The sequence below is a fragment of the Saccharothrix sp. NRRL B-16314 genome, assembly GCF_000716595.1.
Taxonomy (GTDB): Bacteria; Actinomycetota; Actinomycetes; order Mycobacteriales; family Pseudonocardiaceae; genus Actinosynnema.
In genome coordinates, this window is sequence record NZ_JNXC01000001.1 from 469,975 (window position 1) to 494,376 (window position 24,402).

Consider the following 24,402-nt stretch of genomic DNA (forward strand, 5'->3'; position numbering starts at 1 on the left):
CCGGACGCCGGGGAGCGCGTCACCACAGCCGCAGCAGCGGGTCCACGGCCAGGAGCGTCAACTGCTCCGCGGTCAGGGCCACCTCGGACCGCCGGTCGCCGCCCGTGATCGGGTCGTGGTCGTAGGCGCTGACCTGCACCACCGACCCGTCGCTGCGGAAGTGCACCGCCGTCCGGGACGTCACGTCCGACTCCGGGTCGGTGACCGTCGCGGATTCCAGGTAGGTGCCGTCCCCCTGCCGCAACGCCGCGCCGCAGGTGGACACGGCGCAGTACTCCTCGCGGGTCAGCCGCAACGGGGGCGTGCTGAGCTGCACGACGACCACGCTGGTGGCCACGTCGTCGCGGAAGCGCACGACGCCGGTGAGGTACCCCGCCCGGTCCTGCGGGTACGGCTCGGTGAAGTCGACCTTCAGGACCTCCACCCCCGGCACGACCGAGGTGAACCGCTCGGACAGGTACGTCGCGAGGTACTTCGTGGTGCCCGCCGACAGCTGGGCGCTGGGCGCCGGCGCGTACAACGACTTCGGCGTCACCTGGACAGGTTTGGTGGACGTGGGGGAGGACGGCGCCGCCGTGATCGTCAACACCGGCCCTTGCGCTGCGTCGATCCCCGGCCCCCGGTCGAGCTCACCGGGCAGGGACAGCGCCGTCCCGGTGAGGGCGAGCGTCGCCACCGCCACGGCCACCAGCGCACGACGCCGCCGGCGCACGTGCTCGGCCCGTCGGATCAACTCGTCCGCGTCGAAGTTCAGCGGCGGCTCGTCACCGATCGCCGCCAGCAGTCCTTCCCTCAGATCCGCCTCGCTCATGCGCGCACCTCCCCGACACCCTTCATGGCGCGAGCGACGCACGCCGCGCCGGACGACCCGGCGCCGAACGACCCGGCTGCCTGCTCGCTCATGACGCCACCACCACCCCGCGCTCCAGTTGCTCGACCGCCGCCCGCAGCGCCACCAGCCCGCGCGACGTCTGGCTCTTGACCGTGCCCTCGGTGCACCCCATCGCCACCGCGACCTCGCTCACCGGCAAGTCCTCGAAGTACCGAAGCACGAGCACGGCCCGCTGCCGAGGCGGCACGCGCAACAACGCCGCGTGCACCAGGTCACGCGCCCACAGCCGCTCGCCCGACCGCTCCGGGTCGGCGGACGAGTCGGCGACGTCCGGCACCTCGCCGTCGCGCTGCTCCACCCGCCGCCACGGTCTGCGCTTCTCGTCCAGCCACGTGCGCAGCAGCACCTTGCGGGCGTACGCCGAGGCGTTGTCCCGCCACTCGATCCGGTGCCACGCCTGGTAGAGCTTCAGCAGGCTGGCCTGCATCAGGTCCTCGGCCATGTGCCAGTCGCCGCAGAACAGGTACGCCGTGCGCCGCAACGAAGCGGCATGGCCCACCGCGAACTCACGGAAGCCCTGCTCGTCGGCCTTGCGCATTCGATCCCCTTCCGCGCCCTCCACCCCTTCAAACGCGGTTGGAGGTCAGCGGGGTTGCATCGACTTCCCGAGCATGCGCCGGGCGGCGGCCCGCGGGTCGGGGCTGATCTCGATCAGGGCGTTCACCACGGCGCCGTCGACCAGCGCGATCAGCTCCTCCACGCGTTCGCGGCTGACCGGCTGGCCGGCGCGGGCGAAGATGTCGAACAGCAGGGAGTGGAGCTCGCCGGACAGCTTGCGCATCAACGGCCGCAGGTAGGGCCGCCGCCCGGTGGCGACCAGGCGCTCGTACCGCAGCAGCACGGCCTCCGCGTCGCGGTCGCCCGTCGGCCCGAGCAGCAGGTCGAGCACGAGTTCGATGAACGCGTCGCCGCCGCACTCGCGCGGGTCCAGCTCGTCCAGCCGGGCCTTGCCGTAGGCCAGCTCGCCGTTGCCCTGGAACTCGAGCGCGGCGGTGACCAGCTCGTCCAGCGAGTCGAAGTAGTACGTGGTGGAGGCCAGTGGCAGGCCCGCGCGCTCGGCGACGGCGCGGTGCCGGATCGCGTCGAAGCCGCCGTCGACCAGGAGGCCGGCGGCGGCTTCGACCAGCGCCTGGCGCCGGCGTTCGCCCTTGGGCGTTGCGGCTGTCATGCAGGGAAGGTACTAGTGGCTGCCGCCGGCCAGGTTGAGGCCGACGACACCGCTGACGATGAGGGCGATCGAGACGAGCTTGAGCGTGCTGACGCCGTCGCCGAGCCAGACCATGCCGACCACGGCGGTGAGCGCCGCGCCGATCCCGGTCCACACCGCGTACGCCGGTCCGGCGGGCAGCTGCTTCATCGCCCAGGCCAGGCCCGCGAAGCTGATCAGCGCGAGCACGACGAAGGACACCGACCACCACAGCCTGCTGAAGCCGTCCGACAGCTTCAGCGAGATCGCCCACCCGGCCTCGAACACCCCGGACACGACGAGCACGATCCACGCCACGCGGACCACCTCCCACTTCCGGCACGAGCGTACCAAGTTAGTGGTACGCACGTACCAGAACGGGTGGTGATCCCGCTCTCCGCGAGCCGGGGCGGCTCAGCGACCCGCCGCGAGCCGTTCCGCCAACGCCGGCAACCTGGCCGCGAACGGCTCGTCCGACGAACCCTCGGCCGCCTGGCTGAGCACGTACAACTCCTCGCCGTCGGACGTCTTCGCGCTCGCGAACTCGAAGGTGCGGTCCGGCACCAGGCCCATCGTGCCGAGCGGCGCGACCACCACCGACACGGTGCCGTACACCGCGCCGTCACGGACCAGGAAACTCGCTCCGCGCGCCCCGGCCGGGCAGTTCGCGCTCGCCGGCGCCGCCTGCGACGGGTTGGCGACCGAGAGCTCGTCGGCGAGGGCGACGGCGAGCTCCCGGTCCACCTCAACGCACCCGCGTTGGGCGCTGCCGACCCGCGGGTCGGCACTCCCCGATGGCTCGTCCCCCTGCGTAGACGGGTCTTCGGGGATGCTCTTGGGCGGAATCCCGCCACTCCGGTCCGGTGACGCGTCCTTCGGCACCATCTCCGGTTCGGCGGCGGTGAAAGGTGAGACGTTAGGGGACGAGGCGCCCTGATAGGAACCCACCGCCGCGGTGTCGCCGGCCGAGTCCGACCGCACGAGGTCCGTCGTGGCGACGATGCCGCCGAGCACCAGCACGAGACCCATGGTGGAGCCGAGCGCGATCGCCGACCGCCGCTTCGCGGTCGCCCGTGCCGACGCCGACCGCACGCCGTCCACGTCGAAGGACGGGGGCGGCGCTTCACTGGCCGCGTCGCGGAACAGCTCCGTGAGCTTCTGCTCGTCCACCTACCTCCTCCTGCTCACGACGCCGGCCGCAAGTCTTCGATCGTGTCGCCCAGCGCCTCGCGCAGGGCTTCCAGTCCCCGTGAGGTCTGGCTCTTCACCGTGCCCTCGGAGCACCCCAACGCCTCGGCCGCCGCCGCGACGTCCAGGCCCTCCAGGAACCTGAGCACGAGCACCGCCCGCTGACGTGGTGGCACCCGCCGCAAACCCGCGACCAGTGCCTCGCGCGTCGCGACCGCGTCCCCGATCTCACCGTCACCCGAGGGCGTCTCCGGGACCTCGTCCACGAAGCGCTCCCGCCGCCACGGCCGCCGCGACTCGTCGATCACCGCGCGCACCAGGGTCCGGCGGACGTAGGCGTCCAGGGCCTGCTTGTCCCGGACCTTGCGCCACCTGCGGTGCAACGCGACGAACGCGGTCTGCGCGAGGTCGTCCGCCCGGTGCCAGTCACCACAGAGCAGGAACGCCGTTCGGCGCACGGCCTCCCGGCGAGCCACGAAATACTCCGCGAACTCCTGCTCGTCGCGCTGATCCACGCGGACTCTCTCCGCTCGTCGTGCTTGCACTTACCGGACGGAACCGATGGCGCTTACGGTTGCACGCCCGTTTCCGGAGACTTGGGTCACCCCCCATCGTGGTACCGCCGGCACGACCGGGTCAGGGCTTGCCCGGTGTGATGTGATCCATTCGTGACCCAGCTCGCACCGCTCGACTTCCGCTCCGACACCGTCACCCGGCCGGACGAGGCCATGAGACTCGCCATGTCGGCGGCCGACGTCGCCGACGACGTCCTCGACCACGACCCCACCATGAAGCTGCTCGAAGAGCGCGTCGCGGACCTGTTGGGCGTGGAAGCCGCCCTGTGGGTGCCGTCGGGGTCGATGGGCAACCTCATCGCGTTGACCGTGCACCTGCGTCCCGGTGACCGGTTCCTGGCGCCTCGCGGGGCGCACGTGCTCGACAACGAACTCGGCACGGCCGCGTGGATCGCGGGCGGCATGCCCCATCCGCTGGAGTGCGACGCCGGGCCCGGCCGGGCGTCTCCGGACGCGGTGCGCGCGGCGGCGGGCACGTCCGGGCCGTACTACACGCTGCGCACGACGCTCTTGTGCCTGGAGAACACGCACAACGCGTCCGGTGGGGCGGTGACGCAGCCCGACGAGCACGCCCTGCTGGTGTCGGCGGCGCGGGAGACCGGGCTGCGGGTCCACCTGGACGGCGCCCGGCTGTGGAACGCGGCCGTGGCGTTGGGCCTGCCACCCGCGGCGCTGACGGTCGGCGTCGACACGGTGCAGGTGTGCCTGTCCAAGGGGCTCGGCGCGCCGGTCGGGTCGGTCGTGGCCGGGTCGTCGTCGTTCGTGGTTGAGGCGCGGCGGGTGCGGAAGATGCTCGGCGGCGGCGTCCGGCAGGGCGGTGTGCTGGCCGCCGCGGGCCTGATGGGGCTCGACCGGATCGACGACCTGGCGCAGGACCACGTGAACGCCCGCGCGCTGGCGCAGGGGCTGGTGGAGCTGGGCTGGCAGGTGGATCCGCCGGAGACGAACATCGTGCTGGCCGGCGTGCCGGACCTGGAGGTGACGTTGACCGGGCTGCGCCACCTGGGCGTGTACGCCGGGCCGATGGCGGGCAAGGTGCGGTTCGTGCTGCACCGGGACTTGCGGGCGGAGGACGTGGCGGAAGCCCTGCGGCGGATCGCGTCGGCGAGCTGAGACCTCAGGTCTTCGCCGACCGCAGCTCCTCGCGCAGTTCGGCCAGCTCCGCCCGGACCAGGCGGAGCTCGGCCAGCGTGGCCTGCTCGGCGTCGGCCAGCGAGTCCTCCACGCCGCTCATCCGCTCGACCAGCCAGGACGCGATCGTGCCGGTGATGACACCCAGCAGGGCGATGCCGCCGACCATGAGCAGTGCGGCGACCAGTCGCCCCTCCCAGGTGACGGGGTAGCGGTCGCCGTAACCGACGGTGGAGATCGTCGTGAGCGTCCACCAGGCGGCGTCGCCGAACGTGGTGATGGTGGCGTCCGGGTGGTTGCGCTCCGCGTCCAGCACGGCCAGGGAGGCGCACAGGCCGACCAGGAAGGTGATGCCCGCGGCGTAGACGCCGACGCGTTTCCGGAAGTTGCCCGAGAACCGGCGGTTGAGCACCTTGAGGACGCTGATCAGCCGCAGCACCCGCAGCTGGCGGACCATCGGCAACAGCACCGCGAGCAGGTCGAACCAGTGGGTGACGAGGAACTTCCGCTTGTCGACGGCGAGCTTCAGGCGGACGGCGAAGTCCACCGCGAACACCAGCCAGACCAGCCAGAGGACGACCTCCAGCACCTCGTGCAGGCCGGCGGTCGCGCGGTTGTCGAGGACCTGCCAGCCGTAGACGAGCAGGAAGACGACGGCTAGGGCGGTCAGCGGCCACTCGGCGCGCTGCTCCCACCGGGCGAGGCGGCGGTCATCGGTCTCGAACACCGACCCATGGTGCGTCCCCGGTCGGCGATTTACCACCTCCGGGCGGAAATCCCGGCCCGATCAGGCCTCGTCAGGGCCCTTTGATGCCCTTCGGGCGCTTGCCGCTCTTGATGGCGCCGTACGCGGCGGTGCCGAGGAACAGCACGCCACCGACGATGGCGAGCCAGAAGACGCCTTCGATGACGGCGCCGAGCACGGTGATCACGAGCCACGCCGCGAGCAGCCACAGGATTATTCGCACCATGCCACCCGAACGTGTGGCATCCGTGATCAGTTCCCCCCGACCCCGCCGATCACGGGTACAACAGTCATCATGATGACGACAACCAAGGCCCCAGCCGCCGCAGCGCCTCCTCGATGTCGTGAGCCGCGCCGGCGAAGGACATCCGGACGTACTCGTGCCCGCGCACCGGGTCGAAGTCGATGCCCGGCACGATCGCGACCCCGGTGTCGTCCAGCAGGCGGCGGCAGAAGTCCATCGAGTCGTCGGTGAGGTGCGAGACGTCGGCGTAGGCGTAGAAGGCGCCGTCGGCGGGGGCGACCTTGTCGATGCCGAGGTCGGCCAGGCCCTTGAGCAGCACGTCCCGGTTGAGGCGGTACCCCTCGACCAGGCGTTCGGTCTGCGCGTACGACTCGGGCTCGAACGCGGCGACGGCCGCGTGCTGGGCCAGGGCGGGCGGGCAGAGCGTGAAGTTGCCCGTCAACCGGTCCACCGCCCGGCGCAGGTCGGCCGGGAGCACCATCCACCCCAACCGCCAGCCGGTCATCGCGAACGTCTTGGAGAAGGAGTTGACCACGATGGAATCCCGGGAGGAGGTCTCCCAGGCGCATGCGAGCGGCGTGCCGTAGCTGATGCCGTGGTAGATCTCGTCGCTGACCAACCGGACGCCGTGCTCGGTGCACCAGCCGGCCAACCCGGCCAGCTCGTCCGGCGCCAGCACCGTGCCCGTCGGGTTGGCCGGACTGGCCACCACCAGCCCGTCCAGCGGCCCGGTGTCGCGCGCGAGGTCGTCCAACATCGCCACGGTCGGCTGGAAGCGCGTCTCCGGCCCGCAGGGCAGTTCGACCACCTCACACCCCAACGCCCGCAGGATGTTGCGGTAGGCCGGGTAGCCGGGCCGGGCCAGCGCGACCCGGTCACCGGCCTCGAAAGAAGCGAGGAAGCCCAGCAGGAACGCCCCGGACGACCCGGTCGTCACCACGACGTCGTCGGCCGAGATCTCCAGGCCGTACTGCCGGAAGTAGTGGCCCGCCAGGGCTTCGCGCAGCTCCACGATCCCGAGCTGCTCGGTGTACCCGAGGGTCTGCTCCCTCAGGGCACGCTGAGCGGCCTCCAGCACGGGCGCGGGTGCGGGGCTGGACGGCTGACCGGCCGCCAGCGACACCACGTCCCCCACCGTCCGCTGCCGCCGCGCCGCAGCGGACAACACCTCCATGACGTGGAACGGAGGCACATCCGCCCGCCCGGAAACACTCAGCATGCCGGTCAGGCTAATGGACCCCGTCCCGGCCGACGGCCGCCCGCACCCGAACCCGTCCGTCCTACGCGGACCGTCCTCAGAGGAGGTGATCGAGCAGCGCGGTGACCCGCGCCCGGAGCACGTCGGGATCGGTGGGACCGTGAAAGCCGACCACGTCCGACGCCCGCGTCCGCCGTCCACTCCGGTCGATCGCGGCGGCACCGAACTGGCCGCGGAGGTCAGGCGCACCGACCCGGCCGTCCGGCAGGCGCGGGAGCAGCCCGACCAGTGCCGTGGCGAGGTCGCCGTCCACTTCGCACACGGTGAGGACGTCCCGGGTGAGCACCGCCAACAGCGACCCACCACCCCCAGCCGCCCTGCCGACGCCCGACCCACTGCCGACCGCTGACCCGGCGGTGCCACCCTCAGCACTCCCAGCAGACCCGGCGTTGGCAGACCCGCTGCCGCCCACCAGCCCTGCGATGAGGGACCCGGCGCCACCCACCGACCCGGCGGTGCCAGACCCGGCGATGGCAGACCCGCTGACGCCAACCGATCCGGCGGTGGCCGACCCGGCACGGCCTGCAGACCCGGTGTTGGCCGACCCGGCGTTGGCCGACCCGGCGTTGGCAGACCCGGCGTTGGCAGACCCGGCGTTGGCAGACCCGGCGTTGGCAGACCCGCTGCCGCTCACCGACCCTGCGATGAGGGACCTGGCGCTGCCGACTGACGCGGCGTTGGCCGACCCTCCGCCACCTACCGACCCGGCGGTGCCCGACCCGGCACTCCAAGCCGTCGCGGTGTTGGCTGACCCGCTGCCGCCAACCGGTCCGGCGGTGCCAGCCCTTGCGCCGCCAACAGTCACGGCACGGGCGGTCGGTGAGCCTGGGGCGAGCGCGGTGTTGTCTACCGACGCGGCCAGTGCTCGTACGGCCGATCTGCCGATGCCCAGCCGCAGGTCGGCGGAGCGCGGCGGGCCGGCGAGGAGCTTGAACACCGCGCCCAGCCACGGGTCCAGTTCACCGCCGCGAGCCAGTCCCAGCTCAGTCAGGTGGCTCCACGGCGCCGGATCGTCCTGGACGTGCAGGACGATCGGCATGGCACCGAGGTCCAGGTGTTCCCAGGCGGTGCGGAACGCGGTTGCGCTGAGGGTCGCTTCGGTCACCAGACGTCACTCCCGGACGACAGCGGGCGTTGCTCCCGGCCCCCCAGGCCCGCACCGGAACAGACGTACTGGAGGACGCCCGGGTTCCGTATCTGCCGGGGAACTCAAACTTCTTGCAGCAACTCCCACACGCACCCTGCAAGCCGGGCGTTGTCGATCGGAGTGATCGTGCTCCAACTGCGACCGTCCGAACTGGGCCGCACCTGGTGCAGGTACCGACCGGACGGGGTGTCGTGCCACGCGACCACCCGGCCGGCGCGCACGGGCGGCCCACCGCGCTGGGCGCGTTCGACCCCGAACTGGCCGCGGGTGCCCATCCCGTCGCACATGCCGGCCAACTCCTGCGCCTCGTGCAACGGCAACCCGTGCCGCTCCAACGCGAGGACCAGTTTCTCGGCGTCACGACCGGCCTCGTCGGACGCCGTGCGCAGCATGTCGTTCGGCAGGCTGATGGACCGGCCGTGACCGGCGGGCATGTCACCGGCCACCGACACCGCCGCCTCGGCCAACGCACTGGCGCGCGACTCGATCAGCCACACCTCGTCACCGTCCACCACGGCGAGCATGCCCTCGTCACCGGCCGCCGCCGCAAGACCTTTGATCTTGCGGCGGTCGACCCAGATCCAGAGGTCGATCGACACCTGCGGGTTGGCCAGCAGCGCGAACGCGTCGGCCAGCTCGGGCGTCAGCCGCCGGTTCTCCGCCAACCCGCGCGCGGCGAGCGAGTGCCAGGCCTGGTCGACCAGCACGGCCCGCTCGGTGTGCGTGATGCCGGGGCTCGGCACGTTCAGCGCGACGTTGCGCCGGGCGAGCCGTTCCCCCTCCCACGCGACGTCGAACTCCAGCGTGGACAGGACAACCGTGCCGCTCACTTCACTTCTTCTCGTGCTCGTCGCCGATGACCGACTGCACGACCATCCGCTCGTCGCCGAACACGTCGTCGGAGTCGACGCCGTACTTGCGGACGTGCTCGCCGTCCTCCTCGCCGGGCCCGCCCTTGGCGGTCGCGGCGGGCTGCATCATCGACGCGCCGGCACCGGCCTTGCCCGCCGCGGCACCAGCACCGCCGCGGCCGTGCAGGCGCTCGTCGGGGTCGATGGCGCCGATCGTCGCGGAGATCCCGGGCTTGCCGGTCAGCGCGCCGGGAGCCACCGGAACGCCACCCTTGCCGCCGGCGCCGCCGGTACCGCCGCCGGTGCCCTTGCCGCCGCCAGGACCGTCGGGCGCCTTGCCACCCGCGGGCCCAGCCGTGGACGGGTTGCGCACCAACCGCGGCCCACGGGCCTGGGTGGCCGCGAGGCCGAGGCCCAACCCGGCGGTCAGGCCGAGCCCCAAGCCCAACCCGAGGTTGGACGGAACGGCCTTGCCCAGCGCGGTGGGCGGCACGACCGGCTGGACACCCGTCGGACCGGGCAGGGTGCCGGTGGAACCGCCGGGCAGCTGACCGGGCAACTGCGGCGTCGGACCGACCGGGACACCGGGCGTGTACCCCGGGTTGCCGGCCGGCAACCCGCCGGGCACGCCGCCGGTGATCACCGGCACCCCGCCACCGGGCTGGACCACGGGGGCGACCGGCGTGCTGACGCTGGAAGCCGTCGTCACCTCGAACTGCGGCGGCTTGTTCATGCCCTGGTACTGGTCGAGCGCGTCACGGCTGGCATCGGTGTACTGGTCGAGCCCGCGGATCGCCTGCTCGCGCGCGGCCTCCGTCGCCTTGACCTCCTTGGCGTGATCGGTCTCGTACCCGAAGAACCCGCCGACGTCGTCCACGACGTTGGTGTCCGTGTCACCGCGCAACTTCTCCGGCTCGGGCATCCCGTTCCGGGTGTGGCTGTAGGTGGCACCCTGGACCGCCGTCGCCTGCGAGTTCTGCTGGGCCGCATCGGTGCCGGCGGTGGCCACGTCGGCCGACACGGTGACCGCCTCGCCGGCGTTGTCACCGGCCGCGCCCTGCCAGTCGATGCCGAGCTTCTTCAGCTCGGTCCGCAACGTCTGGTCGGTCTCGTCCAGGCTCGCGGCCAACTGGCGCAGCGCGTGCGACGCGTCGCTGAACTTCTGCGCCGCGTCACTCGTCTGGAATTGCGTGACCAGGTCCGCCAACCCGACGTTGGAGTACCCCTCGAAGCGGTGGTCGGTGATCTGTCGGTAGCCGCCCATACCTCCCCCTTACTTCAGAGTTCGCAGTGTCGTCAGCGCCAGTTCCGCGCCCTTGGCGGCGTTCTGGCACATCTGGTCCTGGGTGAAGCCGTCGCCGATCGGCAGGAAGGAGACGAACAGCTGCTGCCCGTCCGCCACGTCCACCGCGAGCGCGCAGTCAGCCGTGGTCGTGCCGGTGAGGGTGATCTGGTACGCGCCGAACCCGGCAACGGACTTCTGGACGACGTCGAGGTTGCCGCCGTCCTCCCAGTAGTCCACGCCCTCGTCGGCGACCAGTGCGACCTCGTAGCTGAACAGCGGTCGCGAATTGGCCTGGAAGCTGCAGCCGGGCGAGTCCTTGCCCTTGATCACGTCCTGCGGCTCGCTGATCGCCTCGTCGATCTTCAACTGCTGCTGCTGGTCCTTGGTCAACGCCGTGCAGGCGTCGCTGATCCCACCGAGCTCGATCTCCGCCGGCCTGGGCGGGAAGTCAACGGTGGGTTCGGCTGAGCCGGAAGTCGGCGCAACGGCGGTGGCCGTCGACTGCGGGCGCGGATCGCCGGGGGTGTTCGTGGCCGTGCAACCGGCCAGCACCGTCACCGCGGCGATCGTCGTGATCAGGGCCTTACTGCCGCGACGCACTCGCTGCCCCCATTGCCGCCTCGACTTCTTCCTCGGTGTGGCCGTACTGCTTGGCGGCACCGCGGAGCTGCTCGACGAGACCCATGAGGCTGTCGATGTACTGCTCCACGCGAGGTGCGTACGAATCGTCACGCCCGACCAGGCGGTCGTTCCACGCCGCGGCGATGTCCTTGTTGAGGTCGTCGAGCCCTTCGGGCGGTACCCGGAGATCGCGAAGGGCCGTGCGGTAGCTCTTGCGCAGCGCGTCGATCTGGTCGTTGATGATCGCGCCGGCCTGGAGCACCGTCTCCTTGGAGACTTCGAACTTCTGCCCGGAGCCGGGACCGGAGGCCATCGTCCGGCCCAGTCGCTCCTCCGCCGCGAACATGTCGCCGACCGCCTTGCCGATGGTCCCCCCCACGGCGGCGACGGCTCCCAGTAGGCCGCTCTCCTGTTCCACGACGTCCTACCCCCGTACGGTCGGTAACGGCTCGATCCCGGTCCGAGGCTACCAACGACCACGTGAACCAGGTCTGAGGTTGGACGAAGAAACCTCCGCGACGGTTCCCGCCGGGCGCGTGACCCGCCTGCGCCACCGGGAAGACCGTCGCGGTGCCGCAGGCGGGATCACCGCCGAGCCGTGCGGGTTCTAGGGAACGTCGATCTCGCCGTTGGCCGCGCGCAACGCGATGTCGGTGCGGTGGTGCGAGCCGGTCAGGTGGACGCCCGCCAGCCGGCGGTAGGCGTCGGCGCGGGCGTCGGTCAGCGTCGCGCCGGTGCCGACGACCGACAGGACCCGACCACCGGTGGACACGACGGCGCCGTCCTCGCGACGACGGGTGCCGGCGTGCAGCACGCCTTCCGCCTCCGCGCCGGTCACCACGTCACCCGTGCGGGGACGGCCCGGGTAGCCCTCGGCGGCGACCACGACCGTCACCGCGTAGCCCTCGGCCCAGTCCAGCGCGGGCGCGGCGCCGAGGGCACCGGTCGACGCGGCGTGGAAGAGGCCGGCCAGGGGCGTCCGGAGCAGGGCCAGCACGGCCTGGGTCTCCGGGTCGCCGAACCGGCAGTTGAACTCGATGACCTGCGGACCGGTGGTGGTCAGCGCCAGGCCCGCGTACAGCAGGCCGGTGAACGGGGTGTCGCGGCGCGCCAGTTCGTCCACGACCGGCTGCACGCAGGTCGACACGATGGTGTCCACCAGATCAGGTGAAGCCCACGGCAACGGGCTGTAGGCGCCCATGCCGCCGGTGTTGGGGCCCGAGTCGCCGTCACCGACGCGCTTGAAGTCCTGCGCGGGCAGCAGCGGGACCACGGTGGCGCCGTCCACCAGGCAGAACAGCGACACCTCCGGCCCGTCCAGGAACGACTCCAGCAGCACCGGGTGACCGTGGTCGAGCAGCGTCATGGCGTGCGCGCGGGCCACGGCGCGGTCGGTCGTGACCACCACGCCCTTGCCCGCGGCCAGGCCGTCGTCCTTCACGACCCACGTCGGGCCGAAGCGGTTCAGCGCCGAGTCGAGCCGCGCCGGGTTGTCCACCACCTCGGACGTCGCCGTCGGCACGCCCGCGGCGGTCATGACGTCCTTCGCGAACGCCTTGGACCCCTCGATCCGGGCCGCCGGGGCCGACGGGCCGAAGCAGGGGATCCCGATGGCGCGCACGGCGTCCGCCGCACCCGCCACCAGGGGCTGCTCCGGCCCGACCACGACCAGGTCGGCGTTCCACTCCTTGGCCAGCGCCGCGACGGCGGCCCCGTCGGTGACGTCGACGCCGTACGTCTCGGCGACACCGGCGATGCCGGCGTTGCCCGGCGCGCAGGCCAACGCGATCACCGAAGGATCCCGCGACAAAGCGAGGACAAGGGCATGTTCACGGGCGCCAGACCCGATGACCAGGACACGCACGGTGCGGAAGCCTAGATGACCCGACCGGTCATCCGCCCAGTGCGTCCAGCGAGCCGGGGTGCAGCGGCACCGGGTCGGTCATCCCGGCCTTCTCCTCGCGGATGTCCTTGGCCGCCGGGTGCACCGCTTCCAGCTCCGCCTTCTTCGCGTAGATGAGCTTGGTGACGGCGCACGCGTTGGCCTCCGGGAAGTCCGCCCGGACGAGCAGGACGTTCGGCACGACCACCGTCGCCACGCCCTCGGGCTGCCCGTAGGTCGTCGCCGGGATGGTGCCCCGGTCGTACACCTCGTTGACCTTCTTCAACGCGTCGAGCTGCGGCGTGATGTCGATGAACTTGACCTTGTCCTTCAACGACGTGGTGATGTCGGTGATCTGCGCGGTGGGCAGGCCGCCGGACCACACGAGCCCGTCGATGCTGCCGTCCTTCATCCCGTCCGCGGTCTTGGCCAGGTCGAGCCGCTGCGCCTGGACGTCGGTCTCCGGGTTCAGCCCGGCCGCGGTCAGCAGCCGGTTGGCGATCACCTCGGTGCCGGACTTGGGCGATCCGGTGGAGATCCGCTTGCCGCGCATGTCGGCCACCGAGTTGATCCCGGCGTCGGTCCGCACGAGGACCTGCGTGTAGTTCGGGTAGAGCCGGGTCAGCGCCTGCACCTTCTGCGGCTTGCCGTCGAACGCGCCCTTGCCCGCGACCGCGTCCGCCGCCGTGTCGGCCAGCGAGAACGCCATGTCGTAGTCGCCCGCGACCAGCTGCTGGATGTTCTGCACGGACGCGCCGGTCTCCGCGGCGGTGGCCTTGAGCTTGGTGTTGTCGCTGATCAGCTTCGCCAACCCGCCGCCGACGACGTAGTACACGCCGCCGGAGTTGCCGGTCGCGATGGTGATCCGGCCGTCCGCCGCCTCGCAGGCGGGTCCGCCGGCGTCGCCGTTGCTCGCGGCGGGTGTCTGCTTGCCGCCGCACCCGGCGGCGAGCAGGCCGACCGAGAGCACGCCTACGGCGGCCTTAAGCGTCCAGCTGCGCATGCTGTTCCTTTCCCGGTTTGACGATCTTCGGTAGGACGAGGTGCACCGCGACCGCGGCCAGGAGGAAGCCCAGGCCGACGGCGATGGTGACGGGTTGCAGGTAGAGCAGGGCCACGGCGGCGGGCGCGCACAGCACCCGCTCCGGCCACCGGGCACGGCGGAACAGCCACCCGCCGGTGACCACGGCCAGCGCCGCCACCCCCAGCGCGGAGACCGCGAACACCCACAGGGCGTCGACCAGCGACGTCCGGAGCAACAGGCCGGCGCCGTTGTCGGTCAGCACGAACGCCAGCGGCACGAGGAACGCGGGCAGCGTGTACTTCCACGTCCGCCACATCGTCTTCATCACGTCGCCGCCGGTGATGGCCGCGGCGGCCACGGCGGCGAGCGCGGTCGGCGGCGTGACCTCGGACAACACCGCGTAGTAGAAGATGAACATGGCCGCTTCCTCGCGCGCCACGCCCAGCTCGATCAACGCGGGCCCGATGATGACCCACGAGATGATGAACGACGCCGTGACCGGCACGGCCAGCCCGAGCAGGCTCACCGCGATCGCCGCCAGCACCACCGTGACGAACAGGACCACGGTCGGGTCGGACGAGATCGCGGCGGCGAGGTTTACCAGCGCCGACGCCAGCTCCTGGCCGAGACCGGTCCTGGTGATGGTGGACGTGATGACGCCCGCCGCCGCGCACACCGCGATCACCGGCAACGCCGACCGCACGCCCGCCGACAGCGAGTCCGCCATCGCCCGCAGCCACTCCCGCACGTTCCCGCGCTTGGCGATCAGCGCGAACAGCGCGGCCACACCCGTCGCGTAGACGACGGCCGAGAACACCGGGATGTCCAGCGCGAGGAACACGACGATCACCGCGAGCGACAGGAAGTGGTACCCGCCGCGCTTGAGCAGCGTCCACGGGCTCGGCGAGTCGATGTCCACCGGCTTGGCGCCGAACTTCCGCGCGTCGATCTCCACGGCCAGCGCGATGCCCAGGTAGTAGAGCAGGGTCGGCAGGATCGCCCAGATCAGCACCTGGAGGTACGACGTCTCCAGGAACTCGGCGATGATGAACGCCGCCGCGCCCAGGGTCGGCGGCGACAGGATCGCCCCGATGCCGGAGGCGGCGAGCAGCCCGCCGGCGCTCTCCTTGGGGTAGCCGGCCTTCTTCAGCATCGGCCACGTCACCGCGCCCAGCGACACGGTCGTCGCGGTGCCGGAGCCGGACACGGTGCCGAGCAGGAAACCGGCGGTGGCGGCGGTGCGACCGGGCGCGGTCCGGGACTTGCGGAACGCGGAGAAGCTGATGTCCACGAAGAACGCACCCGCGCCGGACGCGTTCAGCACCGAGCCGTAGATGGTGAACAGCACGATGTAGGTGGCGGCGACGTCCAGCGGTGTCCCGTAGAACCCGGTGGCGGCGTTGTAGAAGCCGCTGATGATCTGGCTGAAGTCGACGCCCGCGTGCGAGATCGCCCAGGACGGCGGCAGGAACCCGCCGTAGTACGCGAACGCGATGAACGCGAGGCAGACGATCGGCAGCACCCAGCCGGTGGTCCGCCGGCACGCCTCCAGGATCAGCACCAGCAGCACCGACCCGGCGACCACGTCCAGCGTGGTCAGCTGCCCCTGCCGGTCGAGGAACGCGTCGAACCCGCCGAACAGCGGGTAGGCGCCCACCACGAACGCGAGGGCCGCCGCCACCCAGTCCACGACACCGGGGTCGTCGCCCTCGCCGCGCCGGCCGCGCGGCCGGTAGCAGAGGAAGACCAGCGGCAGCGTGACCGCCAGGAAGATCACCAGGTAGTACTGGCTGCCCTTGCTGAACGGCCAGAACACCTGCTTGAGCACGAGCAGCGCGATGGCGAAGCCCGCCACCCACACGCCCAGCTCCCACCGGTGGGACAAGGCGCGCGACGGGCGCTCCTCGTCCAGCTCGGCGAGCAGTTCATCGACTTCGACCTGTGGTTTGGTCGCCACGCGCACCCCTTCGTGTCGCGCTGGATCAAGCGCTCCCGAAGCTACTTGTGTCGCGACTCACAGCCATAGACCGACCGTCTAAAGGGACTGTAAAGACGTTCAGACGACCCGTGAGTCCACGTAGCACCAGCGCCAGTCCTCGCCCGGCTCGAACGACCGCATCACGGGGTGGCCGGACGCGGAGAAGTGCGCGGTCGCGTGCCGGCGCGGGCTGGAGTCGCAGCACGCCACGTGCCCGCAGCCGAGGCAGATCCGCAGGTGTGCCCAGTTGCGCTCGCCCGCGGCGAGGCAGTCCGCGCAGCCCTCGGGGTCGTCCGGGTCGACCGACGGCGGCAGGTCTGACACGTGAGGACAGGTCATGCCGGCCATCATCACGCAAGATTGCGGCATGCACGGACCGGAACTGCTCCTGTTGCTCGTGGGCGCGCTGCTCGTCGGTGCCGGGGCCAAGCGCCTCAACTGGTCGGCGCCGCTGGTGCTGGTGGGCGTCGGGCTGGCGGTGTCGTTCATCCCCGGCCTGCCCGAGTTCGCCCTCGACCCCGAGCTGGTGCTGATCCTGGTGCTGCCTCCGCTGCTCTACTCGGCGGCGCTGGACAGCTCGTTCCACAACTTCCGGGCGAACCTGAGGCCGATCGGCCTGCTCGCGGTCGGCCTGGTGCTGGCCACCACGCTCGGCGTGGGCTGGGTGGCGCACCTGGTCCTGCCCGACCTGTCCATCCCGGCGGCCCTGGTGCTGGGCGCGGTGGTGGCGCCGCCGGACGCGGTCGCGGCGGTCGCGATCGGGCGGCGGCTCAACCTGCCGCGCCGGACGATGACGCTGCTCACCGGCGAGAGCCTGATCAACGACGCGACCGCGCTGACCGCGTACAAGGTCGCCGTGGCCGCCGCGGCGGGCGCCACCGCCACCTGGTTCGACGGCACCCGCACGTTCGTGATCAGCGCGGGCGGTGGCGTGCTGGTCGGGTTGGTGATCGGCTTCGGCGTGCGGTGGGTCCGGGACCGGCTCGACGACGGCGTGACGGAGAGCGCGCTCGGGATGCTCGTCCCGTTCGGCGCGTACATCTTCGCCGAGGAGTTCCACGCCTCCGGTGTGCTCGCGGTCGTCGTCGCCGGCCTCTACATCGGGCACCACGCCCCGCGCAGCTCGTACTACACGCGCCTGCAGGACACGGCGGTGTGGCGGGCGGTGGACGTGATGCTGGAGTCGTTCGTGTTCGCGCTGATCGGCTTGCAGCTGAAGAACGTGGTGCGCGACGTGGACATCACCGCCGGGCTGTTGTGGGCGGCGGCGGCCGTGCTGGCGGCGACGATCCTCGTGCGGTTCGTGTGGATGTACCCGGCGGCGTACCTGCCGCGGCTGCTGTCGAAGCGGATCAGGGAACGCGAGCGGGCGCCGGGGTGGCGTGGCGTGACCGTGCTGTCGTGGGCCGGGATGCGGGGCGTGGTGTCGCTGGCCGCGGCGAGCGCGCTGCCGCTCGACCTGCCCGGTCGGGACGTGATCGTGTTCTGCGCGTTCGTGGTCACCGTCGGCACGCTGCTGATCCAGGGCCTCTCACTGCCGCTCGTGATCCGCCGGCTGGGGTTCCGGGGCGACGAGGAGCGGGCGGACGCGCTGGCCGAGGCGCAGGTGCAGCACGCCGCCGCGCAGGCCGCGGTGCGGACCCTGGACGAGGTGATGGCCGGCGAGGGCGGCACGCCGGAGCACATCGTGGACCGGCTGCGGATCATGGCCGAGCACCGGGGCAACGCGGCGTGGGAGCGGCTGGGCCGGCAGGAGGACGAGAGCCCGGCCGCGTCGTACCGGCGGTTGCGCCGCACGATGCTGGAGGCCGAGCGCAAGGTGTTCGTCCAGGCCCGCGACGACGGGCAGATCGACGACGAGGTGCTGTACCGGGTCCTGCGCGAACTCGACCTGGAGGAAGCGGCCATATCCAGGGAGTGACGGTCGGGACTTCGGCCCCCACTCGTTCACCGTGACGTGGCCTGCGCTTCGTCCTACGGTGACCAGGACGTCGCGGTGCGCGACGAGGCTGCCGCGCGTTCAGGAATCTCTGAGGAGGTCGTCGATGGTGCGGACGAAGATCGTCGGGGCAGTGCTCGCGGCGCTCGCGATGGCGGCGGCGGCGGTGGTGCTGCCCTCGGCTTCGGCGAGCGGTGACGCCGACGTGGCGTCGTCCCGCAAGGGCCCGCTGGTGATCGGCCACCGCGGCGCGTCGGGGTACCGGCCCGAGCACACGCTGGCCGCGTACGAGCTGGCGGCGCGGATGGGCGCCGACTACGTCGAGCCCGACCTGGTCGTCACCAAGGACGGCGAGCTGGTCGCGCGGCACGAGAACGAGATCGGCGGCACCACGGACGTGGCGGCGCACCCGGAGTTCGCCGCGCGCAAGGCCACCAAGGTCATCGACGGCGCGCCGATCACCGGCTGGTTCACCGAGGACTTCACGCTCGCCGAGCTGAAGACCCTGCGGGCCAAGGAGCGCATCCCGCAGACCCGGCCGCGCAACACGCTCTACGACGGCCGGTTCGAGGTGCCGACGCTGGAGGAGGTCGTCGACCTGTCCCGCCGGCTGTCCCGCGAGCTGGGGCGTGACATCGGCGTCTACCCGGAGACCAAGCACCCGACGTACTTCCAGGAGATCGGGCTCCCGCTGGAGCAGCGCCTGGTCGACGTGCTGACCCGGAAGGGCCTCAACCGGCCCAACGCGAAGGTGTTCGTGCAGTCGTTCGAGGTGGCGAACCTCAAGCAGCTCAAGTCGAAGCTGCGGGTGCCGCTGGTGCAGCTGGTCAACTCGTCGGGCGCGCCGTACGACTTCGTCAAGGCCGGCGACAAGCGCACCTACCGCGACCTGGTGACGGTCGAGGGGCTGCGGGAGATCCGGTCGTACGCGTCCGGCGTCGGCGCGGCGAAGGACCTGGTCATCCCCCGTGACGCGGCGGGCTACCTCCAGCAGCCCACCACCCTCGTCCGCGACGCCCACGCGCAGGGCCTGGTCGTGCACGCCTGGACGTTCCGCAACGAGAACACGTTCCTGCCGGCCGACTTCCGCACGTCGACCGACCCGGCCGCGTACGGCAACGCGTTCGGCGAGTACGCGAAGTTCTACGCGGCCGGGCTGGACGGCGTGTTCGCCGACAACCCCGACACCGCCGTCGAAGCCCGCAACGGCTGATCCGCGGTTCCACCACGATCACCGGGGGACGCCCGCGCGACTGCGGACGTCCCCCGGTGATCAGGACCCCCGACCGACAGACTGCCGGAGCATTTCGCGTTCTCGCGCCGCTGCCGACGGCTCCGCGCAGGTCCCCGCCAACGGCTCCGCGCCGGAACAATGGACTTCGGACGCGTGGCAACACCGCTGTGGAAACCGACACGGTTTTCTCCCAGCGGACAGAGGAACGAGGACGCGCTGATCAGGCGGGTCCGAGTTGTGATCCACGACAGGGAGAAGTCAACGCGTCCCGGATGATGAAGAAGCCTCCGACGCCGATTGCTTCGGCATCGGAGGCTTCGAGTGGATTGCCCCGGGAGCGGTCGGTCAGATGATGTCGTGCCGCACGATCGTCTGGTCGCGGCCCGGCCCGACGCCGATCGCGGACATCCGGGCGCCGGAGATCTGCTCCAGGTGCTCGACGTACGCGCGGGCGTTCGCGGGCAGCTCCTCGTACGTGCGGCAGTGCGTGATGTCCTCGAACCAGCCCGGCAGCTCCTCGTACACCGGCACGGCGTGGTGCACGTCGGTCTGCGTCATCGGCATCTCGTCGACCCGCTCGCCGTCGATCGTGTAGCCGACGCAGACCGGCACCTTCTCCAGCCCGGACAGCACGTCGAGCTTGGTCAGGAAGTAGTCGGTGATGCCGTTGACGCGCGCCGCGTACCGGGCGATCACGGCGTCGAACCAGCCGGTGCGCCGGGACCGGCCGGTCGTCACGCCGAACTCGCCGCCGGTCTTGCGCAGGTGCTCGCCCATGTCGTCGTTCAGCTCGGTCGGGAACGGACCGGAGCCCACCCGCGTCGTGTACGCCTTGAGGATGCCGATCACCGTGGTGATCTTCGTCGGCCCGATGCCGGAACCGGCGCTCGCGCCGCCCGAGGTCGGGTTGGACGACGTCACGAACGGGTAGGTGCCGTGGTCCACGTCGAGCAGCGTGCCCTGCGAGCCCTCCAGCAGCACCGTCTCGCCGCGCTCCAGCGCCTGGTTCAGCAGCAGGCGGGTGTCCGCGATCCGGGAGGTGAACCTGGTGCCGTGCTCCAGCACGCTGTCGACCACCTGCTCGGGGTCGAGCGCCTTGCGGTTGTAGACCTTGACCAGCACCTGGTTCTTGAAGTCCAGCGCCGCTTCGACCTTCTGCCGGAGGATCTTCTCGTCCAGCAGGTCCTGCGCGCGCACGCCGACGCGGGCGATCTTGTCCTGGTAGCACGGGCCGATGCCGCGACCGGTGGTGCCGATCTTGGCCTTGCCCAGGTACCGCTCGGTGACCTTATCGATCGCCACGTGGTACGGCATGATCAGGTGCGCGTCCGCGGAGATGAGCAGCTTGCTCGTGTCGACGCCCTGCTCCTCGAGGCCCGCCAGCTCCTCCAGCAGCACGCCGGGGTCGACCACGACACCGTTGCCGATGACGCTGGTCACGCCGGGGGTGAGGATGCCGGAGGGAATCAGGTGCAGGGCGAACTTCTGCCCGTCGGGCAGCACCACGGTGTGACCCGCGTTGTTCCCGCCCTGGTACCGGACGACCCACTGCACCCGGTCACCGAGCAGGTCCGTTGCCTTGCCCTTGCCCTCATCGCCCCACTGGGCACCGATCAGCACGACGGCCGGCATGTGAAACTCCAAGCGGTTGGACGGACAGAGAGCCGAATGCCTGCGACGGCCTAGCCGTCAGTGGACGGCTGTTGAGGGTAGACCAGGAGATGATGGTGCGCGGAATCGTGCTGGCCTGCGGAAACTCGCAGTCGCCAATGATCACTGACGGTGACCGTTTCGAGGTCCGCCGGGTGGCGGCACGGCCGGGAAAGGCCGAAGTGGACCCGATTTTCGCCGAATCGGGTGACAAACGTCTCGTCGTCAACGGTACGGACGCGGACCTCAACGCCGTGGTGCTGCGGCTGCTGCGGACCGAACGCCTGGCCGACGTCCCGCTCGGGTACGTGCCGACCGACCCCGGTTCGGAGGTGGCGGCGCTGTGGGGCCTGCCGACCGATCCGGGCCGCGCGCTGGACCTCGCCCTGTCCGGTGACGCCGACCGGGTGCCGCTCATCCGGGACGACGTCGGCGGTGTGCTCGTCGGCCTCGGCTCGCTCGGCCCGGTGCGCGGGGTCGGCTACGGCGACGACACCGTGGTGCTGCGCGGCCAGGCGAGCCGGCTGGAGGTGACGCCGGACCCGGACGGCGGACCGGGTCTCGTCGTGCGGGTCATCCACAAGCGGCTGTTCGGCCGCAAGGTGGTCAGCACGCCGGCGCGCGCGTTCCAGCTCGGCTGCCTGCCCGTGCAGGTGGACTCCGACGGCATCCCGCACCCGCGCCCGATGGGCAAGTGGACCTGGTACCGCCACACGGAGGATTTGCGATTGGTCCGCGGGGTCCAGTGACGGAGGAATTTTCTCCCTCGCCATTCAGGCGTCACTGGAAAGCGTTGTAACCGAAGCAGGATTGACCCAAGGTAATTCCGAAAGCTTCCAACTAGGAAGGTCGGAATTATGTCAACGGTCAACTTAGCCGGGCGATTCCGCTCAGTGCGACTTCCGGCTCTTTCCCTGCTCCTGGCTGGTGCGCTGGCGGTCGGCCTGGCTTCCCCGGCGCAGGCGACGCCGCCGAACATCCCCAGCGCCAGTACCGCGCTCTCGGAGCTCGCCGCGCTCCGGGTGGCCTCCGAGGGGTCGATGACGGGCTACTCACGGGACAAGTTCCCGCACTGGATCACCATCTCGGGCGCCTGCAACACGCGCGAGACGGTGCTCAAGCGCGACGGCACGAACGTGGTCACGGATTCCAGCTGCGCCGCCACCTCCGGCCGCTGGTACAGCCCGTACGACGGCGCGACGTGGACCCTGGCGTCCGATGTGGACATCGACCACGTCGTGCCGCTGGCCGAGGCGTGGCGCTCCGGCGCGTCCTCGTGGACCACGTCCCGCCGCCAGTCGTTCGCGAACGACCTGGGCAACCCGCAGCTGATCGCGGTCACCGACAACGTGAACCAGTCCAAGGGCGACCAGGACCCGGCGTTGTGGAAGCCGCCGCTGAGCGGCTACTGGTGCACCTACGCCAAGATGTGGACGCGTTCGAAGTACCGCTGGGGTTTGACGGTGAACTCCGCGGAGAAGTCTGCCTTGCAGAGCATGCTCGGGAGGTGCTGACGACCGATGACTGACCGCTCTTCCCCCTTCGTGGCCGGACCCGGTGGCGTCATGACCGACGAGGTCGGCGTGGTGACCGGGGACCTGGAGCTGCGCACGTCGCTGGTCGACGGCGAACTGCGCGCGGCGGTGCGCTACGAGGGCGCGGAGGAGTGGTACGCCATCACGGGCGCGTCATGCCACCTGGCCGACCCTGCCGACCTCGATGCCGTGCACGCAGTACTGCTGGGCATCCTGAACCGCCCGGAAGGCTGACGCCCCACCAAACGCCGCCGTCCGCGGAGCAGCGGCGACCCGACACGGCCGATCAATACGGAGGCAGCGATTCCGCTGCCTCCGCCCGGGACAAACCGGTGGCCTGCAACAGGTCCACCGCCACCGACCGGACCTGGGCCAGCACCACCCTGGTCGAGAAACCCTCGCCGCCCAGCTCGTCGGTGGTGGCCGAGGCCACCGCGTCCCGGACCGCCGCACGGGCCTGCTTCGGCTCGACACCGCGCGCCAGCTCGGTGCGCAGCACGTCCACCGCCGCCGCGTACTGCCGCAGCACGGCGGGCAGCACGGCCGGCATCCGCTCGTCGTCCCGCAACGCCGCCAGCGCCCGCCGCGCGAGCACCCTGGTGTTGCGCAGCGCGTAGTCCACCGGCACGGCGGCCGTCTCGTACCGGCCCAGCTCGTGCCGCCGGCGCCAGCGGATCGGGGCGATGGTGGCGATCTCGCCACCGGTCTTCAGCGCCGACGCGAACTCGTCCACCGCGTCCTGGCTGGTCCGCAGCCGCGCCAGCACCCCGGCGGCCTGCACCGCGTCGTGGTCGGCCACCGCCGTCGCCACACCCCGCAACGCCTCGGTCAGCTCGCCGAACACCACCTTCGCCTGCCGTTGCGCCACGGTCAGCGGGTTCGCCGGCAGCAACGCCGTCACCGCGAGCCCGACCAGGCCGCCGATCAGCGCGTCCACCATCCGGTCCAGCCCGCCGCCCGCGCTCGGCGGCAGCAGCGTCGCCACCAGCACCGCCGACGATCCGGACTGGAGCGCGATCACCGCGCCACCGTCCAGCAGCACGGCCGTGGACATCGCGAGCGCCACGACGAGCGCGATCTGCCACGGCCCCGAGCCGATCAGCGAGATCAGCACGTCACCGACGCCGACGCCCACCGACACGCCGACGACCAGTTCGACGACGCGCCGCAGCCGCTGCCCCAGTGACACGCCGAGGCAGACGACGGCGGCGATCGGCGCGAAGAACGGGTGCGCGTGGCCGACCACGTCGGTGGCGACCAACCAGGACAGACCGGCGGCGAGCGCGGCCTGGCCGATCGGCAAGGCCGTGCTCCGCCACCGCTTCAGCCTGCGCGCGACCTCGTCGCGCACGGCTCCCACCCGGTCAGCTCAGACCGAGGGCGGCGGGTGCCGAGGGGTCGCTGTCGCCGAGGAACTTCTTGCAGCGCTCGTGCTCCTCGGCCTCGCCGATCTCGTCGGCCGCGCGCGCCAGGGCCGCGAGCGCGCGGAGGAAACCCTGGTTGGGGCGGTGGGACCACGGCACGGGGCCGTGGCCCTTCCAGCCTGAGCGGCGCAGCTGGTCGAGGCCGCGGTGGTAGCCGGTGCGCGCGTACGCGTAGGCGGCGACCGGGTCGCCGGTCTGCAGCGCCCGCTCCGCGAGCAGCGCCCAGGCCTCGCTGAAGTCGGGGTACGCGCGGACGATCTTGGCCGGGTCGGTGCCCGCCTCGGCGGCGGCCTGCGCCTCCGGGCGGTCTGGCAGCAACGTGGGTTCGGGGCCGAGCAGGTTGTCCATGTGGTCAGCTTAGGAAGACCCGGGCCACGGCAGCGAACAGCGCCAGCACCAGCGCGGTCACGATGACACCGGCCACGACCTTCTTGCCCATGAAAGTGCTCCTCGGGTTCTCAGCGAACTCTCAGGGCGGCACCTTGCCGCGTGCGGCCGTTCAGGGCAACGAAGCTCACCCGTTCGCATTAACCACGAGGAAATGTCCTGGTCATCAACGTCCCTTAGGGGTCATTCAGGGAAAGACCAGGGCGGGTCACCCTTCCAGGGGATT

At 71.3% G+C, this 24,402-nt stretch carries 27 protein-coding genes and 1 pseudogene; 6 read left to right on the plus strand and 22 right to left on the minus strand.

Annotation, left to right across the window (positions count from 1 at the left end):
- Positions 1-19 precede the first annotated feature (19 nt).
- The 6 genes from OQ02_RS02215 to OQ02_RS02240 all read right to left on the minus strand — a co-directional run bounded on the left by OQ02_RS02215 (position 20) and on the right by OQ02_RS02240 (position 3,781).
- Entirely contained in the window at positions 20-811 is a 792-nt protein-coding gene (locus OQ02_RS02215; RefSeq protein ID WP_033436450.1) for a hypothetical protein, read from the minus strand.
- Between the two features lie 88 nt (positions 812-899).
- The gene (locus OQ02_RS02220) at positions 900-1,430 is read right to left on the minus strand and encodes an RNA polymerase sigma factor (protein ID WP_033436451.1); all 531 of its coding nucleotides are present in this window, start codon (positions 1,428-1,430) and stop codon (positions 900-902) included.
- Positions 1,431-1,475: 45 nt separating this feature from the next.
- Positions 1,476-2,060, minus strand: coding sequence for a TetR/AcrR family transcriptional regulator (locus OQ02_RS02225; RefSeq protein WP_033436452.1), 585 nt, complete (start codon positions 2,058-2,060; stop codon positions 1,476-1,478).
- A gap of 12 nt (positions 2,061-2,072) precedes the next feature.
- On the minus strand, positions 2,073-2,396 hold the full coding sequence (locus OQ02_RS02230; protein WP_033436453.1) for a DMT family transporter: 324 nt from the start codon (positions 2,394-2,396) through the stop codon (positions 2,073-2,075).
- A gap of 96 nt (positions 2,397-2,492) precedes the next feature.
- Positions 2,493-3,248 (minus strand): hypothetical protein, encoded by a 756-nt coding sequence (locus OQ02_RS02235; protein ID WP_033436454.1) that lies wholly within the window; start codon positions 3,246-3,248, stop codon positions 2,493-2,495.
- 14 nt (positions 3,249-3,262) lie between these two features.
- A complete protein-coding gene (locus OQ02_RS02240; RefSeq protein WP_033436455.1) occupies positions 3,263-3,781 on the minus strand; it encodes a SigE family RNA polymerase sigma factor in 519 nt (172 codons plus the stop codon).
- A 153-nt stretch (positions 3,782-3,934) separates the two neighbouring features.
- Here OQ02_RS02240 and OQ02_RS02245 point away from each other — a divergent pair, with 153 nt between their 5' ends.
- Positions 3,935-4,954 (plus strand): threonine aldolase family protein, encoded by a 1,020-nt coding sequence (locus tag OQ02_RS02245; RefSeq protein WP_033436456.1) that lies wholly within the window; start codon positions 3,935-3,937, stop codon positions 4,952-4,954.
- Positions 4,955-4,958: 4 nt separating this feature from the next.
- Here the strand turns inward: OQ02_RS02245 and OQ02_RS02250 are convergent, their stop codons facing one another.
- From OQ02_RS02250 to OQ02_RS02310, 13 genes and pseudogenes are all read right to left on the minus strand, one after another.
- Complete coding sequence (locus OQ02_RS02250) at positions 4,959-5,699, minus strand: potassium channel family protein (protein ID WP_033436457.1); 741 nt, start codon at positions 5,697-5,699, stop codon at positions 4,959-4,961.
- Between the two features lie 70 nt (positions 5,700-5,769).
- Positions 5,770-5,943, minus strand: a complete 174-nt coding sequence (locus OQ02_RS44670; protein ID WP_033436458.1) for a hypothetical protein — start codon at positions 5,941-5,943, stop codon at positions 5,770-5,772.
- Between the two features lie 67 nt (positions 5,944-6,010).
- Positions 6,011-7,180 carry a pyridoxal phosphate-dependent aminotransferase gene (locus tag OQ02_RS02260; RefSeq protein WP_033436459.1) on the minus strand — a complete coding sequence of 390 codons (1,170 nt, stop codon included), beginning with the start codon at positions 7,178-7,180 and terminating at the stop codon, positions 6,011-6,013.
- Between the two features lie 76 nt (positions 7,181-7,256).
- A complete protein-coding gene (locus tag OQ02_RS45530) occupies positions 7,257-7,511 on the minus strand; it encodes a hypothetical protein (protein WP_051771542.1) in 255 nt (84 codons plus the stop codon).
- A 246-nt stretch (positions 7,512-7,757) separates the two neighbouring features.
- Positions 7,758-8,324: pseudogene (locus tag OQ02_RS47080) on the minus strand (ESX secretion-associated protein EspG); the annotation flags it as partial.
- A 104-nt stretch (positions 8,325-8,428) separates the two neighbouring features.
- Entirely contained in the window at positions 8,429-9,196 is a 768-nt protein-coding gene (locus OQ02_RS02275) for an ESX secretion-associated protein EspG (RefSeq protein ID WP_033436460.1), read from the minus strand.
- Position 9,197: 1 nt separating this feature from the next.
- Entirely contained in the window at positions 9,198-10,481 is a 1,284-nt protein-coding gene (locus OQ02_RS02280; RefSeq protein WP_033436461.1) for a PPE domain-containing protein, read from the minus strand.
- Between the two features lie 9 nt (positions 10,482-10,490).
- Positions 10,491-11,102 carry a DUF3558 domain-containing protein gene (locus tag OQ02_RS44675; protein WP_033436462.1) on the minus strand — a complete coding sequence of 204 codons (612 nt, stop codon included), beginning with the start codon at positions 11,100-11,102 and terminating at the stop codon, positions 10,491-10,493.
- Positions 11,086-11,502: a hypothetical protein gene (locus tag OQ02_RS44680; RefSeq protein WP_051771545.1), complete on the minus strand. Its 417-nt coding sequence runs from the start codon at positions 11,500-11,502 to the stop codon at positions 11,086-11,088. Before OQ02_RS44680 ends, OQ02_RS44675 begins: the two co-directional genes overlap by 17 nt.
- A gap of 228 nt (positions 11,503-11,730) precedes the next feature.
- Positions 11,731-12,987, minus strand: a complete 1,257-nt coding sequence (gene purD, locus OQ02_RS02295; protein WP_033436463.1) for a phosphoribosylamine--glycine ligase — start codon at positions 12,985-12,987, stop codon at positions 11,731-11,733.
- Positions 12,988-13,015: 28 nt separating this feature from the next.
- On the minus strand, positions 13,016-14,008 hold the full coding sequence (locus tag OQ02_RS02300; protein WP_033436464.1) for a TAXI family TRAP transporter solute-binding subunit: 993 nt from the start codon (positions 14,006-14,008) through the stop codon (positions 13,016-13,018).
- On the minus strand, positions 13,989-15,986 hold the full coding sequence (locus tag OQ02_RS02305; protein ID WP_033436947.1) for a TRAP transporter permease: 1,998 nt from the start codon (positions 15,984-15,986) through the stop codon (positions 13,989-13,991). The genes OQ02_RS02300 and OQ02_RS02305 overlap by 20 nt, the downstream gene beginning before the upstream one ends.
- A 99-nt stretch (positions 15,987-16,085) precedes the next feature.
- Complete coding sequence (locus tag OQ02_RS02310; protein WP_051771771.1) at positions 16,086-16,346, minus strand: UBP-type zinc finger domain-containing protein; 261 nt, start codon at positions 16,344-16,346, stop codon at positions 16,086-16,088.
- A 28-nt stretch (positions 16,347-16,374) separates the two neighbouring features.
- Here OQ02_RS02310 and OQ02_RS02315 point away from each other — a divergent pair, with 28 nt between their 5' ends.
- Positions 16,375-17,928: a Na+/H+ antiporter gene (locus tag OQ02_RS02315; RefSeq protein WP_033436465.1), complete on the plus strand. Its 1,554-nt coding sequence runs from the start codon at positions 16,375-16,377 to the stop codon at positions 17,926-17,928.
- Between the two features lie 124 nt (positions 17,929-18,052).
- Positions 18,053-19,159 (plus strand): glycerophosphodiester phosphodiesterase, encoded by a 1,107-nt coding sequence (locus OQ02_RS02320; protein WP_033436466.1) that lies wholly within the window; start codon positions 18,053-18,055, stop codon positions 19,157-19,159.
- 366 nt (positions 19,160-19,525) lie between these two features.
- Here the strand turns inward: OQ02_RS02320 and OQ02_RS02325 are convergent, their stop codons facing one another.
- Complete coding sequence (locus OQ02_RS02325; protein ID WP_033436467.1) at positions 19,526-20,812, minus strand: adenylosuccinate synthase; 1,287 nt, start codon at positions 20,810-20,812, stop codon at positions 19,526-19,528.
- A gap of 137 nt (positions 20,813-20,949) precedes the next feature.
- Between OQ02_RS02325 and OQ02_RS02330 the strand changes: the two genes are divergently transcribed.
- The 3 genes from OQ02_RS02330 (at position 20,950) to OQ02_RS02340 (ending at position 22,599) form a co-directional block, all read left to right on the plus strand.
- Positions 20,950-21,579 (plus strand): hypothetical protein, encoded by a 630-nt coding sequence (locus OQ02_RS02330; protein WP_156076840.1) that lies wholly within the window; start codon positions 20,950-20,952, stop codon positions 21,577-21,579.
- Between the two features lie 108 nt (positions 21,580-21,687).
- A complete protein-coding gene (locus OQ02_RS02335) occupies positions 21,688-22,344 on the plus strand; it encodes an HNH endonuclease family protein (protein ID WP_033436468.1) in 657 nt (218 codons plus the stop codon).
- A gap of 6 nt (positions 22,345-22,350) precedes the next feature.
- Positions 22,351-22,599, plus strand: a complete 249-nt coding sequence (locus OQ02_RS02340; RefSeq protein WP_033436469.1) for a hypothetical protein — start codon at positions 22,351-22,353, stop codon at positions 22,597-22,599.
- A 52-nt stretch (positions 22,600-22,651) separates the two neighbouring features.
- On the opposite strand, the gene OQ02_RS02345 is transcribed toward OQ02_RS02340, so the two are convergent.
- Both OQ02_RS02345 and OQ02_RS02350 read right to left on the minus strand, forming a co-directional pair.
- Complete coding sequence (locus OQ02_RS02345) at positions 22,652-23,716, minus strand: FUSC family protein (RefSeq protein WP_231499836.1); 1,065 nt, start codon at positions 23,714-23,716, stop codon at positions 22,652-22,654.
- Between the two features lie 13 nt (positions 23,717-23,729).
- Positions 23,730-24,137, minus strand: a complete 408-nt coding sequence (locus OQ02_RS02350; RefSeq protein WP_033436470.1) for a DUF3151 domain-containing protein — start codon at positions 24,135-24,137, stop codon at positions 23,730-23,732.
- Positions 24,138-24,402 lie beyond the last annotated feature (265 nt).

Coding starts and splice junctions, on each gene's coding strand:
- OQ02_RS02215 (WP_033436450.1), bottom strand. CDS start 811: ATGAGCGAGGCGGATCTGAGGGAAGGACTGCTGGCGGCGATCGGTGAC.
- OQ02_RS02220 (WP_033436451.1), bottom strand. CDS start 1,430: ATGCGCAAGGCCGACGAGCAGGGCTTCCGTGAGTTCGCGGTGGGCCAT.
- OQ02_RS02225 (WP_033436452.1), bottom strand. CDS start 2,060: ATGACAGCCGCAACGCCCAAGGGCGAACGCCGGCGCCAGGCGCTGGTC.
- OQ02_RS44670 (WP_033436458.1), bottom strand. CDS start 5,943: ATGGTGCGAATAATCCTGTGGCTGCTCGCGGCGTGGCTCGTGATCACC.
- OQ02_RS02260 (WP_033436459.1), bottom strand. CDS start 7,180: ATGCTGAGTGTTTCCGGGCGGGCGGATGTGCCTCCGTTCCACGTCATG.
- OQ02_RS02280 (WP_033436461.1), bottom strand. CDS start 10,481: ATGGGCGGCTACCGACAGATCACCGACCACCGCTTCGAGGGGTACTCC.
- OQ02_RS02300 (WP_033436464.1), bottom strand. CDS start 14,008: ATGCGCAGCTGGACGCTTAAGGCCGCCGTAGGCGTGCTCTCGGTCGGC.
- OQ02_RS02310 (WP_051771771.1), bottom strand. CDS start 16,346: ATGACCTGTCCTCACGTGTCAGACCTGCCGCCGTCGGTCGACCCGGAC.
- OQ02_RS02315 (WP_033436465.1), top strand. CDS start 16,375: ATGCACGGACCGGAACTGCTCCTGTTGCTCGTGGGCGCGCTGCTCGTC.
- OQ02_RS02320 (WP_033436466.1), top strand. CDS start 18,053: ATGGTGCGGACGAAGATCGTCGGGGCAGTGCTCGCGGCGCTCGCGATG.
- OQ02_RS02325 (WP_033436467.1), bottom strand. CDS start 20,812: ATGCCGGCCGTCGTGCTGATCGGTGCCCAGTGGGGCGATGAGGGCAAG.
- OQ02_RS02330 (WP_156076840.1), top strand. CDS start 20,950: ATGATCACTGACGGTGACCGTTTCGAGGTCCGCCGGGTGGCGGCACGG.
- OQ02_RS02335 (WP_033436468.1), top strand. CDS start 21,688: ATGTCAACGGTCAACTTAGCCGGGCGATTCCGCTCAGTGCGACTTCCG.
- OQ02_RS02340 (WP_033436469.1), top strand. CDS start 22,351: ATGACTGACCGCTCTTCCCCCTTCGTGGCCGGACCCGGTGGCGTCATG.
- OQ02_RS02350 (WP_033436470.1), bottom strand. CDS start 24,137: ATGGACAACCTGCTCGGCCCCGAACCCACGTTGCTGCCAGACCGCCCG.